The organism is Mesorhizobium sp. M4A.F.Ca.ET.090.04.2.1 (assembly GCF_003999085.1).
GTDB lineage: Bacteria > Pseudomonadota > Alphaproteobacteria > Rhizobiales > Rhizobiaceae > Mesorhizobium.
Genome location: NZ_RZOT01000104.1, coordinates 1 through 12,893, shown reverse-complemented (window position 1 = coordinate 12,893; position 12,893 = coordinate 1). Strand labels below are relative to the sequence as shown.

Below are 12,893 nucleotides of genomic sequence, written 5' to 3'. Positions count from 1 at the left end.
GGAATCGCTCTCCCGGTCGGCTGCGTGGATGTGGCCATGGCGAACTACGAGGCCCGAGCCGAGCAGTGCATCCGCATGCTCGTTGCAACGCGTCAGGCGCCCGTGGCAGTCGAGCAGCGCCGCGCCAAAATTGAACTGATCGAGGACGGCCAGGGTCGGGTCGAGCGAAATCTCCCAGATCTTCTCGGCCAGGCTGATGACCCGGCTGAGGTCCGGCGCCGCGCGCAGGAAATGATCGGCCGCGGACGGATCGAATGGCCCGCTGCGGGCGTCGCGGTACATCGACAGAACCCATCTGCGCTTCTTCACCGGGAAGCAAACGGCCGCCCACCACTCACGATGTCCTGGACCGGCTATTTCCTGATAGTAGGGCAGAAACCTCCGCTCCTCAGGCGTGGTGATTTCGTCCTCGACTGTGAAGCAAATTGCGGGCTTCGAAAGCCGCTCTGCCCTCTCCGGATGTGGGTCGGGAGCGCCTTCGATGTTTTCGAGCCAGAGCGCCGCGAATTCAGCGTGCTCTGTCGAGTCCGGGGTCGGCCTGGTCCGGTTGCGCTGATCGCTCCGAAAAGGGTGCGTGTCATCACGGACGCGGATGACGCAACTCGTCGTCCCCAGGGAATCGGCAAGGTTTTGCAGCGCTTGCGGCCACCGCCCGAATTCGAACGCGGCGTCGTAGCAATTCTCGATCGCGGACGCGATTCCCCGATCGGCAGCCATAAGAGTCTACCTGACGATGGATGGGCTACCACACGCGTCAAAGATACCACCGATCGGCGAAGGCCGGAATGGCTGGCCATATCGTCCTCCTGGGGGCGGCTGCGAGACTATCGCCGGAATAATCCGACCGCGCTGAGCGTTTCCTTCCATATGGCGGGCAGGCAAAAGGGATACGTCCCTCACTGAAGTCGCCCGGATCGAAAGCGGCTCGATCTGGCCACTCAAAGGAGTCCAGATATGAAAAAGCACGCGCTTATCCTTGCAGCCACATCGCTGATTGCCTTCGCTGGCATGGCCAGGGCGGACGACCATCTGGTCACGGCCCTCCAGCATGGCCTCAGTCCCGACAGCCAGGCCTTGCAGCCCAACAAGGCCGGTCACAGCGGCGACCTCGCGCCCGGGCAGGGCAGTCCGTTTGTCGGCGCCGATACCCAGACGCCGGCAACCGACACGGAAGCGGCGAACGAGCATGCGAATGTGAAGGAGCGCCAACCGAAATGACGGGAATCCGCCGCGAGGGGCGGCGGGCATCCGCTGCGTAGGTCCGGCAACGGTTGCGCTCAGCCCTTTGCCTTCTCGAAAAGCGCGCCATAGTGGTAAGTCAGCCGCCGCCGGGCGGCCTCCAACTGGCTGGCATCGATGTCGATGCCAACGACGTGCCGGGCCATGCCGCCATCGGCAAGGTGAACCAACCGTCGCCGCAGCAAAGGTCGATCGCCTCCGTGCCGGATCTCAGCACACCGGCGGGGTCTGGCCATAACGCCTCCCACCAGGTGCTCGACGGCATTTCGGTGCCTTGGAAGAAGCCGGGAATGGCGCTGGTCGGCCTGGCCTGCTGGAATGTCTCGATCGCCGCTTCAATCCAAGCCGGAAATTCCCGGCAGGCACTACTGACTGGAGAGGCTTCGGCTGATTTCGTCTTCGTCGAAGATCCAGCGCCATCGCTTGCGCGGCAAGGTCCGCGGCTTCGGGGCTGCCGGTGCCGATGCCCCGCTCCTGGCAGATGCGGTCATAGATACGCTTCAGCAGGACAAGGTCGTCAGGGTAGGCGACGCCGCTGGTGGAAACCTTGGGATTGATCATCGCCCGCTTCAGGTTGGAGGGGCGGAAGCGCGATAGTCACTCACAGCCGGCGATGCCCTTGGGAAGTTATCACCGATGGCATCAACCTAGCGCGACCGGCGGGTCTGTCCACCCCTCAGGAATCGAAAAGGCGGCGCCGGTCCGACCGGCTGCCGCCTTCAATCACTCGTCGTGCTGAAGGTTCAGCCGACGATCTCGGTGTCGGAGAACCAGTACCTGATCTCCTGCGCCGCGGTCTCCGGTGCGTCGGAACCGTGCACGGAGTTCTCGCCAATCGACAGCGCATGTACCTTGCGGATGGTACCGTCGGCGGCGTTGGCCGGGTTGGTGGCGCCCATCACGTCGCGGTTCTTGACGATCGCGTTCTCGCCTTCCAGCACCTGCACGATGGTCGGGCCCGAGGACATGAACTCCACCAGTTCGCCGAAGAACGGGCGTTCCTTGTGCACCGCGTAGAAGCCTTCCGCCTCGCGGCGGCTCATCCACACCCGGCGGGAGGCGACGACGCGCAGGCCGGCGTCTTCCAGCATCTTGGTGATGGCGCCGGTCAGGTTGCGCCGGGTCGCGTCCGGCTTGATCATGGAAAAGGTGCGTTCGATCGCCATTGGGTCGTCCTTGTGATGAGAATGGATTGCGGGGTGGCGGGCTCTATACAAGCCGCTTCGCCCCTTGCCAAGGGGAGCGCCAAGGGAAGCACTTGCCGGCGGCGTTCTAGCCAAGGGCGGCGCTTTGCGCGACAATGGAGGCTCGGGACAGGAACGAAGGAAGCCGGGCGCGGCGCGAGATGAACTGGCCCTATCTGAGACGCGGGGATGTAGCCGGCATCCTGCTTGTCGCCGTCCTCCTCGGTGCCGTGGCCTTCGTCCTGCTGCTCCATCCCGGAATGGGATCGCGCGAGAATTTCGGCTTCGGCCCGGAATGGCAGTGCGCCCGCATGGAGCAGGGCGATCCGATCTGCGTCAGGCTCGTCGACAAGGATGCGGCGAAGTGACCGGATTCCAGGAAAAGTGTGTAGCGGTTTTTCGTTCGGGCTTGCGTAGGACAAATATCTGGAGTGGTTCAGCGTTCTTCAAAACGCCGAGGCGCGCTATCGCCTGAGGATCACTGCCGGGCGCCGTTGTTCCCAGCCCTCACGCTCCAGCGTCGGCACGCAATCCTCCTCGCTGGGGTAGCCCAGGCAGAAATAGCCGATCAGCGTCCATTCCGGCGGCGTGTCGAGGATGCGGGCGATCTCGGCCGGATCGAGGATCGACACCCAGCCCATGCCTATGCCTTCGGCGCGAGCCGCCAGCCACAGCGTGTGAACCGCCATGACCGCCGAATAGTCGATGGTGGCGGGCATCGTCAGGCGGCCGAGCCCATGGCCTTGCGCCGTCGTGCGGTCGGCGAAGACCGCGAACTGGCAGGGCGCCTCGGCCAGCCCAGCGAGCTTCAGTCGCGCATAGAGCGCCGCCCGCTCGCCGGAAAAACATTGCAGCGCTTCGGCATTGCAATGCTCGAAACAGGCTCGCACGGCCCCGCGGCGCTCTGGGGCGTCGACCACGACGAAGCGCCAGGGCTGGCTGAGGCCTACGGATGGCGCGATGCTGGCCAGCGCCAGCAACCGTTCCAGCGTCCCGTCGTCAAGCGGCGCCGTCTTGAAACGCCTGACGTCCCGGCGCCACTGCATCAAGGTGATGAGCCCGAGGCGAAATTCGTCGGAGAAATCCGGGGCTGATGCCATGCCGCAGCGCTGCCTTCGTGTGATTGCCCGGGTCTGCCCGGCTGCTTCTTTCTTTGCCCCGATCAAGGCGGCGGTGAGGCACGCGAAGCGACGCAGGCACGTCCACTTTGTCGCATTTGGGGAGGGAGGAGGTGGTAGGGGCAGTGGGGCAGTAGGTATCCCTCCCTATCTTCCCTACTGCCCTATTCCCTTACTCGCCCAGAATCGTCATTGGCGCGAATCCTCCAAGGGTTTAGGTAGGCCTGAACTGGAACGCGAGCGAGGACGGAGAGATGAAACAGCATTTCATGATGTTTGCAGCCTACAACCAGTGGGCCAACGGCCGCATCTACGATGCCGCCGCCGATCTCGATGACGCGGAGTTCGAGCGCGATGTCGGTGCCTTCTTCGGCTCGATGATGGGAACGCTCAACCATCTCCTGGTCGCTGACCGCGTCTGGATGAAGCGCTTCAGCGGCGAGGGCGACGCGCCGGCGAGTATCGACAGGATTGTCCACCGCGCCCTGTCCGTTCTCAGGCTGGCGCGCGAAGCGGAAGACAAGCGGATCATCAGTTGGATCGACGGCATGAGCGAAAAGGCGCTCGCCGGCCGCTTCTCCTACATGACCCTTTCGGACATGCGCACCATCTCGCAGCGGCTGGCGCCGGCGCTCAGCCATTTCTTCAACCATCAGACCCATCATCGCGGCCATGCGCACATGATCCTGACCGTGCTTGGCCGACCATCTGTGCCGCTCGACCTGGTGCTGTTCCAGCGCAGCGAGGAAGGCCGCGCTTACGCCTGACGTCCCGGCAGGAACCCGGTGCTTAAGTTCCTGAAATTTAAAATAAGAGAAATTTCGTCTAAATCTTTCGAGCAGAAGTGCAGCGATTGAAAACTACGATTCGTGATATGAGCACGAGCTAAAGAAACCAAAACACCACTCTCCACGTATCTTTTCGAAGAACGAACGTGCGTTTAAGTTGCACAATGCTGCAATGCAGAAGTAGTAACCACACAGGAGAGTGTTATGGCTAGTATCGTAAAGAGATTCGCCAGCACATTGGCGAGTGGTGCAATCATCGTTGTTCTTGCCATGCCGGCGAACGCGCAAAGCGTCGGGCTTGGTGGACTTGGCGGCGTATCCGTTGGCGGCAACAGCGCCGACGCCAATGCGGGCGGCCCAGATGGGGCTGACGCAAATGCATCTTTCGGTGGCAGCAACACCAGCGCCAGCGTTTCGATCGGCGGCTCGGGTGGCGCCAATGGGGCCGCCACCATCGGCGGGAGCGATTCCACGGCTACGGCATCCATCGGCGGCACCAACGGCGCCGGAGCCACTGCGACCTTGGGCAACGGCACCAACAGCGCGGCCGGCGTGACGCTCGGCGGCACGAGCGTTGGCGCCAATGTCGGTGTTGGCGGCACCGTTCCTGGAGCTCCCGGCGCGACTCCGCCCGGAACTCCGAACCTGGCCTCCGTTGTCGCCGAAATGTCGAGCGGCCAACTGGCACGGATGAAGAAGCGCTGCGTCGACGTGCTCAGCAGCGAAGGCACCTATGATCGCGACCTGCGGCAGCTCTGCCTGATGATCGCGCGGCACTGACATTTCCGGCGAGGGGGGTGTCGAACCAGCCGTGAGGCCGTGCGCCGGCACTCTCCTGGCCTCCGGCCAGTCGGAAGGCCCGCTATCCAGGCGCTAACGAGGTGGCGGGCCTTTTGCGCATTACAGCTGGCGGTCGCCCTTCGACAGGCGGTTAACCACATTTGAATTGCAACTAATATGTTAGGAATTCGTTTGCGCTCCGGCTGCAAGATAGGCCAGTTGTAGTGGAGCAAGGGAATGCGCATCGATTTGTCCCCGACGAGCTGGGGCAGGGTCATCGCGGTCACCATTGCCGGCACGGCGGTCTGCATCGCCGCGGCCTTTTTCGTCGATTCCTACAATTTTCCCTTGCTGTCGCCCGATGCGCTGTGGCGGGCGCAGATGACGGACCTTTTGCTGCCGCTCGTGCTGGCGGGATCGTTCTTCTTCTTCCTGATGTTCAAGATGCGCCAGTTGGCCGTCGCGCAGAAGGCGCTGAGCATCGTCGCGGCCACCGACAGTCTGACGGCGGTGTTCAACCGCGGCGCCTTCTCGATGCTCGTCGAGGCCTATCTCGATCAGGCCCGCAGCCAGGCGGTCGTCGATGCCGGCGCCTTCCTGATCGTCGATGCCGATCATTTCAAGACCATCAACGACCGTCTCGGACATGATTGCGGCGACCAGGCGCTGAAGCTGATCGCCAAGACGATCAAGGGCCAACTGCGCGGCGCCGACATTGTCGGCCGCATCGGCGGCGAGGAGTTCGCGGTCTTTCTGCCCGGCGCCGACGCGTCGCAGTCCTGGCTGGTCGCCGAAGGGATCAGGCGGCGCATCCGCGAGGTGGAATTCTCGCCCGACGGCCGGCCTTGTCCGCTTTCGGTTAGCATCGGCGGCGTCGCCTTCAGCGGCAACACCACCTATGCCGACATGTACCGGACGGCCGACAGCCACCTCTACAAGGCAAAGTCGAACGGCCGCGACCAGGTCAGCTTCGCGACGGCCGCGCTGCTTGGCACGCTGACCGACGACGCCGCGACGGTTCATTGAGAAGTAGCAAATAGTGCGTAGCGAATAGCGAATGGCTGTGCGCCGGCTGGCGCATTCATTGCCGTCCCTACTCGCTGTTCCCTATTCGCTACTCACTCACTTCATGCCGCATAGCCGCCAAAGCTGCGCGCCACCGGCTTGACCGAGACGGCGGGCTGGGCGGCGGGCCAGAGGATGCCTGCCGTAACCGCGAAGGTGATCAGCGCATCGCGTGCCGCCTCAGCGGAGATTCCTCCGGCCCGCGCGGCCTCGCAGGCCTTCACCGCGGCACCATAGCTCAGCCGCCGCCGCGACGGCGGGAATTCTGTCAGGAATTCATGCATGTCGAACAGTGACGCGATCATGCGCTTGTGGCCGGCGCCTACGGTGAGGGCGACCGGGGTGAAGAACGTCCTGTCGTGCATTCTGGCCTCTTGGGTTTGGGGCGGAGATGGCGGGCGCCGCTCTCCGGTCGGGGGTCGAACGCCAAGGAACGCGGAAGGCGGCGGGAGGTTCCATGATTTTCAGGGCAGAGGGCAGAAGGGCAGAAGGGCAGAAGGGTTAGTGGGTTCCCCTTTTCTCACTGCCCGGTCCTCGCCGGCCTTTGCTGTGCTGGTCGAAGCGCTGCGCTACGACGATAGATGGACTCCGGCCAATGTCATGGCGCCGCGGTCGTTATGAACTGGTCCGGCGCGGATGGCCCCGGATGGTGCGTCGACAGCGCCAGGAAGAGGATGGCGACGCCGGCAACAAGTGCGGCAACGACATTGACGAACAGCCGTCCGGCCAATTGGCCAAGCCGCTGCCGACGGCTCATGCTGCTGGGAACTAAGCGCATTTGAGCCCTCCCTCGGCGGGCGGGCGCTCACCGGCCTCTAGCCGTGGTTCGCGCCCATCCCCCGATGTCACCAGCCCCGGTGCCAGCCGCAGCTCCACACCCGCTTGATCACGAGGCGGTGGTGGTGCCAGCGCTTGTGCACCCGGACCTTGCAGCGGTCGCGGTCGTGATGGCGCCAATGGGGCCGATAGTCACGATCATAGTCACGCATGGCATAATGGCGATGATGGCGGCGCCAGGAATAGTCGTCGCTGTAGCGTGTGCCGTCGTCGGTGGTGATCGTCAGGCTTGCCGCCTGCGCCGGAATTGCAGTCGGCGCCAGCGTTGCCAGGCCAAGCATGGCCGCGAGGATCAGCTTGTTCATCATTGCCTCCTTTGCATTAGGTCCCGCTAACGGAAACCCGTCCGGCGGTGGATGGTTCCATCGCGATGGAGCGGGCCCCTGACACGTTTCGTGAGGCCCGGCGCGATGCGGACCCAATCAGTCCGTCGCATCCGGGGCATGGAGGACCAGACAATCCATGGAAACGGCATAGGCGCCGGTCACGCGCGTCACGCGCACAGATGCCAGCTGGTTCCCGTCAGCGATGGCGCAGGGCGTCGCCGCATCAACGGGCGGCATCTGCCGATCATGCCGCTTCCCCGCAGTCTGCCTGGCAGCGCGGCGGTGCATTGGGCCATGTCTGCACGACTGGGGTGTCTGTGCCGGGTGCAGGAAAGCAAGATCACGCCACCGCCGCTACAGGCATGCCGCAGGCAAGATCTCGCCTATTTCCACATGCCGCGCATGCGCTGGCCGAGGTCGACGCGGACCTGCGGCTGGCGGCGCGGATCGTCCTTCGCCTGCACGCTCGCCCAGGACGTCTGCTCGAAGGCATTCAGCATCGAGGCTGGGATGAAGCGGCTGCGCGCGGCATAGACATGGCGGTCGCCGCGCGCCGCCTGGCCGTGCACGAAGAAACGCTGCGGCATGACGAGATGCAACGTGTCCCTGGCCCGCGTCATCGCCACATAGAGCAGGCGCCGCTCCTCCTCGATGTCCTCCTTGCTGCCGACACCGAGGTCGCTCGGGATGCAGCCGTCGACTGTGTTGAGCACGAAGACGTTCTTCCATTCCTGGCCCTTGGCCGAATGGATGGTCGACAGGATGAGATAGTCTTCGTCGCGATGCGGAGGGCCGGCCTCGTCGCTGGTTGCGTCAGGCGGATCGAGCGTCAGCTCGGTGAGAAAACGCTCGCGCGACGGGTAACCGGAGGCGATCTGCTCGAGCTGTAGGAGATCGGCGCGGCGCATCGTCGCGTCCTCATGTATGCGCTCGAGATGCGGCTCGTACCAGAGCCTGATCCGTTCCAGGTCTGCCGGCCACTTGGCGCCCGCGCGCAGGCCTTCGTAGAGCGACAGGAAGGGAGGCCAGTCCTCGGCCGCGCGCTGCGGCGGCCGGTAGCGGGCAAGCCCCATCGCCTCGTCGAGCGATGTCGCCATCGTCTCGACGATCTGCGCGGCGGCCGACGGGCCGATCCCCGGCAACAGCTGCAGCACGCGGAAGCCGGCGACGCGGTCGCGCGGATTTTCGGCAAAGCGCAGCACCGCCAGCATGTCCTTGACATGGGCGGCGTCGAGGAACTTCAGCCCGCCGAACTTGACGAAGGGGATGTTGCGGCGCGTCAGCTCGATCTCCAGCGGCCCGCTGTGATGCGAGGCGCGGAACAGCACCGCCTGCGACTTCAGCGCCGTGCCGGCCTCGCGCTCGGCGAGGATCGCCTGGCAGACATAGCTCGCCTGTTCGGCCTCGTCGCGCACGCTGACCAGGAGCGGCTTCTCGGACGATCTGCGCTCGCTCCACAGGTTCTTGGTGAAGCGCTCGGAAGCCTCGCCGATCACCGCATTGGCCGCCGCCAGGATCGTCTCGGTCGAGCGGTAGTTGCGCTCCAGCGTGACGATCGACGCTTGCCGGGCGAACTGCTTTGGGAAGTCGAGGATGTTGCGCACTTCCGCGGCGCGGAACGAGTAGATCGACTGCGCGTCGTCGCCGACCACGGTCAGCCCGGAGCCGTCGGGCTTCAGCGCCGTCAGGATCGACGCCTGCAGCCGGTTGGTGTCCTGGTATTCGTCGACCAGCACATGGTCGAAGCGCGACGACAGATGCGCCGCGATCTCCGGCTCGGTCGCCATCTGCGCCCAGTAAAGCAGCAGGTCGTCGTAATCGAGCACGTTCTGTGCCTGCTTGGCCTCGACATAGGCCGAAAACAGTTCCTTGAGCTGGTCTGCCCAGCCAGCGCACCACGGAAACACCGCGCCCAGCACCTCGCCGAGCGGCGTCTGCGCGTTGACGGCGCGCGAATAGATCTGCAGGCAGGTGCCCTTGGTCGGGAAGCGGCCCTCGGTCTTGGAGAAGCCAAGCTCGTGCCGGGCAAGGTTCATCAGGTCGGCGGAATCCTCGCGGTCATGGATGGTGAAGGCGGGGTTGAGGCCGATCTCCAGCGCATAGTCGCGCAAGAGCCTGGCGCCAATGCCGTGGAAGGTGCCGGCCCAGAAGAGCGCGTCGGCGATGACGGAAGCGTCGCGCCCCAGCACCTCGCCGGCGATCCGCTCGACGCGCTTGGCCATTTCAGATGCAGCGCGACGGGAAAAGGTCATCAACAGGATCCGGCGCGGATCAGCGCCCTTGACGATCAGATGCGCCACGCGATGCGCGAGCGTGCTTGTCTTGCCGGAACCGGCGCCGGCGATGACCAGCAGCGGCGGCGCGACCTGGCCGTCGCCATGCTCGACGGCCAGCCGCTGCTCGGCATTGAGCTTGTCGAGATAGGCAGGCCGGAAAGACGAATCACGGATGGCGAGGTTCATCGCCCATCAAGCATCGTTTCCGCTTTGTTCGCAATGGTTGCGACGCTGCCAATCTCCGCCAGGGGAGTTTGGCTTGCCTACCGCCGTGTCTCTACGCCCATTGCCGCCGACTGGCGCCGCAGCGACCGGCGTTCCTCATCCTCCGGCAGCGGCAGTGGCTCGAAGCTGTCGGGCACCTCGTCGATGACCTTCTTGGCGAAGCGGTAGGTCGCATAGGCGAACAGGCCAACAATCAGCAGACGGAACATGATCAATTCTCCTTCGGCGGACCAACCGGGGAGGGGGCATTTTGTTCCGCCGTCTTCCTCGCCACCTGCTCGAAGTGCAACCAATCAGCCATCCCCTCGTTTGCCCTCATAAAAGGGGCGAACGAGAGGAGGTTGTCATGATGAAGCTTCCGATGCTGCTGGCTTTGGGGCTCGCGCTCGCCGCCTGCGACAACAATGTCCAGCCGACCAAGGCGCCCGTCGACCAGAATCCGCAGGTCGACAAGAACCCGGTGCCGAAGTCCACAACTGGCGGCGACCAGCAGGGGACGCCGCCGGCGCAGTGACGCGCCGCTCATGAAGCGATCGGCGCGGCGAGATGACCACAGGCGCTGCAAGAAGAAGGCCGGCGCTGCTTGGGAGGAAGCGGAAAGCGCCGGCCAAGCGGGAAAGTCAGGCCCGCCGCAAAACAGACTATAGCTGAGTCTTGCCGCCAGGTCAGGGGATGGGTTGGGGAAGACTTCTCGAATTGTGTGAAATTCGTCTGAAAATTCGTGTATTGTGTGAAATCTACAACAAAAACCCAGAGTTGCGACAGGGCATCGTCATTTGTACCTGATGGTTGCCCACATAGTGTGAAGTATAGCCTCAAAAATGAGCGAGCGGCTGTCTCAAGCCATCGCCGCCCGCCTCACTGGCACCCCGGCGATCTCAAGGTCCAGCTGGCGCTGAGTCAGCGCCGCCTCCGCCATCACCCATTGCTTGAACAGCACAACCTTGCGCGCCGCGTGCTGGGTATCGGGGCTGACGAAGTACCAGCCGGCGGTGTTGGGGTGATGCACCGCGAACGGTGCCACCAGCCGCTCGGCGCGGATGTCGCTCGCCATATAGGCGCGGTTGGCGACGGCAAAGCCCAGGCCTGCATTGGCCGCCTCGTAGGACATCATGCAGGAATCGAAATATATGCTCTTGGTCTCGCCGAGCACGAAGCTCGCCCCGGCAAAGGCAAGCCATGACTGCCAGTTCTGGGTGCAGGTGTCGGAATGGAGGAGCGTGAAATGCCGAAGATCATCCGGCGTCACCTTCGACAGCGGCTTGTCGCCGAGGATCTCGTGGAAGAGTTTCCTGCTGCACACCGGCGTCAGGTCTTCCTTGAACAAAAGGTCCGCCTGCAGCCCGGGGAAGCTGCCGTCGCCATAGCGTATTTCGAGATCTATCTCCGAGGTCGCGAACTCATGCGTGGCGTAGGAGGTCGAGACGCGCATCTCGATGTCTGGATATTGCCGCTGGAACATCGGCAGGCGCGGGAACAGCCAGCGCGCTGCGAAGGTTGGCAGCACCGAGATCTTGAGCACATGCGCCTGTGATTGCCCGGTCGCTTCCATGCTCGCCGCCACGATCCGCTCCAGGGCTTCGCGCACCCGCGACACATAGGTCTCGCCTTCCGGCGTCAGCGACACGGCGTTGCCGCCGCGCTGGAAGATCTTGAAGCGCAACTGATCTTCCAGGCTTTTGACGCGCTGGCTGACTGCCGAGGCGGTGATGAACTGTTCTTCGCCGGCGCGCGTGAAGTTCCCGTGCCTGGCAGCACTCTCGACGATCTTCAGCGAATTGAGGTTGACCTGACTGAGCAGACGCACCGTTTTCGACCTTAAGCTGGGCTTACGGTAGCACCAGCATTCCTAAATTTACAGGGGTGGGCGGATTAATCGACTGTTTACCAAGTGTTGCCCCCACCTGGAGAAGTAGAATGAACGCCCATACCATCCCCGAACTGCGCTATGCGATGAGCCGTGAAGCCATCATCGGCCACGACACCGCCTGGAAAGTGTCGAGCTTCGGCGTCGCGCAGTATCTGCACGGCTACGACCCGGCGCTGCTTGCCGCGATCGAGGAGGCCGCGTTGAAGCTGAAGTCCAGCCACGCCATCCACAAGCATCTCGATCTTACCTTCATCACCGGCGCCGACCGTTACATTCCCGAGATCAAGGAACTGCTGAACGACAAGCTCCGCTTGGAGCGGCTCTCCGACATGATGGGCACCAAGCTCGAGCCCTATCCGCTGTCGATCGTCGGCTCGACGGTCACCTTCATGAATCCCAAGGACGGTGCCGTCGAATGGCATTGCGACGGCGTGCCGGTCACCGAGCTCATCCCGCTGTCGATCAGCGATCCGCTGATCGGCGGTCATCTGGAGATCTATTGCGATGATTCCGAGACCGGGCGGGCGATCCTGGAATCCGGACGCGAGATCCCGCGCAACCGCATCATGCGCATCGACCACAAGATGAACTACGCGACGCTCGGCCAGTTCCTCGGCGTGCTGCACCGCACGGCGCCCATCCAGCTCGGCTCGCGCGTCACCCTGGTGCTCAACCAGCGTTCGGTCGCAAAACCCTATGTCGACGACAACCGGATGTTCTACCTCGCCGCCGACAACGATCATGACCGCGAATGGGTGAACGAGCTGGCCGATGACGTCTGGAACAATCAGCTGCCGGCCTATCGCCGTTTTGCCGAACAACATCCCGCGCCGCAGCCGGTCACCGAACCGGTCTCCGGCGGTGCCAGGGAATCATGGTAATGAGGTCATGGGCGGGAACCGGCTTGCTTTACTGATCCACAATTCGGAACAGCTCATGGCCAGGCAGGAAAACAGGACGCCATCCCGGATCGTCCGGGATGGAACGGCTCCCGCGGCCGCGCTGGCCTTTGCCGCAGGCGCGGTGGCGCTGTGGTCGACCAATGCGCTGGTCGGCAAGTCGCTGCTTGAAAATCATCCGGTGTCGCTGGTGCAGTTCCTGCAATTCACCGGCGCCGCGCTGGTCTTTGCGCTGATCAGGCTGCGCACCTTGCCTTCTCCCCTTAGGGGAGAAGGTGGATCGGCG

The 12,893-nt window shown here is 63.7% G+C and carries 17 protein-coding genes and 1 pseudogene; 8 read left to right on the top strand and 10 right to left on the bottom strand.

The features are described from left to right. Positions 1-717: hypothetical protein (locus EN781_RS10225; protein ID WP_145965473.1), on the bottom strand; the 717-nt coding region annotated here is incomplete at its 3' end. Positions 718-954: 237 nt separating this feature from the next. Here EN781_RS10225 and EN781_RS10220 point away from each other — a divergent pair. Continuing rightward, positions 955-1,218, top strand: coding sequence for a hypothetical protein (locus EN781_RS10220; protein ID WP_126055596.1), 264 nt, complete (start codon positions 955-957; stop codon positions 1,216-1,218). Between the two features lie 59 nt (positions 1,219-1,277). On the opposite strand, the gene EN781_RS35795 is transcribed toward EN781_RS10220, so the two are convergent. Continuing rightward, the gene (locus EN781_RS35795) at positions 1,278-1,385 is read right to left on the bottom strand and encodes a class I SAM-dependent methyltransferase (protein WP_281033057.1); all 108 of its coding nucleotides are present in this window, start codon (positions 1,383-1,385) and stop codon (positions 1,278-1,280) included. A gap of 597 nt (positions 1,386-1,982) precedes the next feature. Then, positions 1,983-2,405, bottom strand: a complete 423-nt coding sequence (gene ndk, locus EN781_RS10210) for a nucleoside-diphosphate kinase (RefSeq protein WP_126055595.1) — start codon at positions 2,403-2,405, stop codon at positions 1,983-1,985. A gap of 179 nt (positions 2,406-2,584) precedes the next feature. On the opposite strand from ndk, the gene EN781_RS10205 reads away from it, so the two are divergent. Next, complete coding sequence (locus EN781_RS10205) at positions 2,585-2,791, top strand: hypothetical protein (RefSeq protein ID WP_126055594.1); 207 nt, start codon at positions 2,585-2,587, stop codon at positions 2,789-2,791. Positions 2,792-2,887: 96 nt separating this feature from the next. Here EN781_RS10205 and bluB read toward each other — a convergent pair whose 3' ends face one another. Continuing rightward, positions 2,888-3,523 carry a 5,6-dimethylbenzimidazole synthase gene (gene bluB, locus EN781_RS10200; protein WP_126055593.1) on the bottom strand — a complete coding sequence of 212 codons (636 nt, stop codon included), beginning with the start codon at positions 3,521-3,523 and terminating at the stop codon, positions 2,888-2,890. 272 nt (positions 3,524-3,795) lie between these two features. Here bluB and EN781_RS10195 point away from each other — a divergent pair, with 272 nt between their 5' ends. The 3 genes from EN781_RS10195 (at position 3,796) to EN781_RS10185 (ending at position 6,135) form a co-directional block, all read left to right on the top strand. After that, positions 3,796-4,308, top strand: a complete 513-nt coding sequence (locus EN781_RS10195; protein ID WP_126055592.1) for a DinB family protein — start codon at positions 3,796-3,798, stop codon at positions 4,306-4,308. A 225-nt stretch (positions 4,309-4,533) separates the two neighbouring features. Next, positions 4,534-5,109, top strand: coding sequence for a hypothetical protein (locus EN781_RS10190; protein ID WP_126055591.1), 576 nt, complete (start codon positions 4,534-4,536; stop codon positions 5,107-5,109). Positions 5,110-5,346: 237 nt separating this feature from the next. Continuing rightward, on the top strand, positions 5,347-6,135 hold the full coding sequence (locus tag EN781_RS10185) for a GGDEF domain-containing protein (protein ID WP_126055590.1): 789 nt from the start codon (positions 5,347-5,349) through the stop codon (positions 6,133-6,135). A 101-nt stretch (positions 6,136-6,236) separates the two neighbouring features. On the opposite strand, the gene EN781_RS10180 is transcribed toward EN781_RS10185, so the two are convergent. From EN781_RS10180 to EN781_RS34240, 5 genes are all read right to left on the bottom strand, one after another. Next, entirely contained in the window at positions 6,237-6,539 is a 303-nt protein-coding gene (locus EN781_RS10180) for a DUF982 domain-containing protein (RefSeq protein WP_126055589.1), read from the bottom strand. A gap of 233 nt (positions 6,540-6,772) precedes the next feature. Next, entirely contained in the window at positions 6,773-6,952 is a 180-nt protein-coding gene (locus EN781_RS10175) for a hypothetical protein (RefSeq protein WP_126055588.1), read from the bottom strand. Between the two features lie 67 nt (positions 6,953-7,019). After that, a complete protein-coding gene (locus EN781_RS10170; protein ID WP_126055587.1) occupies positions 7,020-7,316 on the bottom strand; it encodes a hypothetical protein in 297 nt (98 codons plus the stop codon). A gap of 404 nt (positions 7,317-7,720) precedes the next feature. Further along, positions 7,721-9,799, bottom strand: coding sequence for an ATP-dependent helicase (locus EN781_RS10165; protein ID WP_126055586.1), 2,079 nt, complete (start codon positions 9,797-9,799; stop codon positions 7,721-7,723). A gap of 77 nt (positions 9,800-9,876) precedes the next feature. Beyond that, positions 9,877-10,047, bottom strand: a complete 171-nt coding sequence (locus tag EN781_RS34240; RefSeq protein ID WP_189347460.1) for a hypothetical protein — start codon at positions 10,045-10,047, stop codon at positions 9,877-9,879. Positions 10,048-10,184: 137 nt separating this feature from the next. Between EN781_RS34240 and EN781_RS34235 the strand changes: the two genes are divergently transcribed. Next, positions 10,185-10,352 carry a hypothetical protein gene (locus tag EN781_RS34235; RefSeq protein WP_189347458.1) on the top strand — a complete coding sequence of 56 codons (168 nt, stop codon included), beginning with the start codon at positions 10,185-10,187 and terminating at the stop codon, positions 10,350-10,352. Between the two features lie 324 nt (positions 10,353-10,676). Here the strand turns inward: EN781_RS34235 and EN781_RS10160 are convergent, their stop codons facing one another. After that, a complete protein-coding gene (locus EN781_RS10160; RefSeq protein ID WP_126055585.1) occupies positions 10,677-11,645 on the bottom strand; it encodes a LysR substrate-binding domain-containing protein in 969 nt (322 codons plus the stop codon). Positions 11,646-11,755: 110 nt separating this feature from the next. Here EN781_RS10160 and EN781_RS34230 point away from each other — a divergent pair, with 110 nt between their 5' ends. Then, complete coding sequence (locus EN781_RS34230; protein WP_189347456.1) at positions 11,756-12,589, top strand: hypothetical protein; 834 nt, start codon at positions 11,756-11,758, stop codon at positions 12,587-12,589. Positions 12,590-12,644: 55 nt separating this feature from the next. Next, positions 12,645-12,893: pseudogene (locus EN781_RS10145) on the top strand (hypothetical protein); the annotation flags it as partial.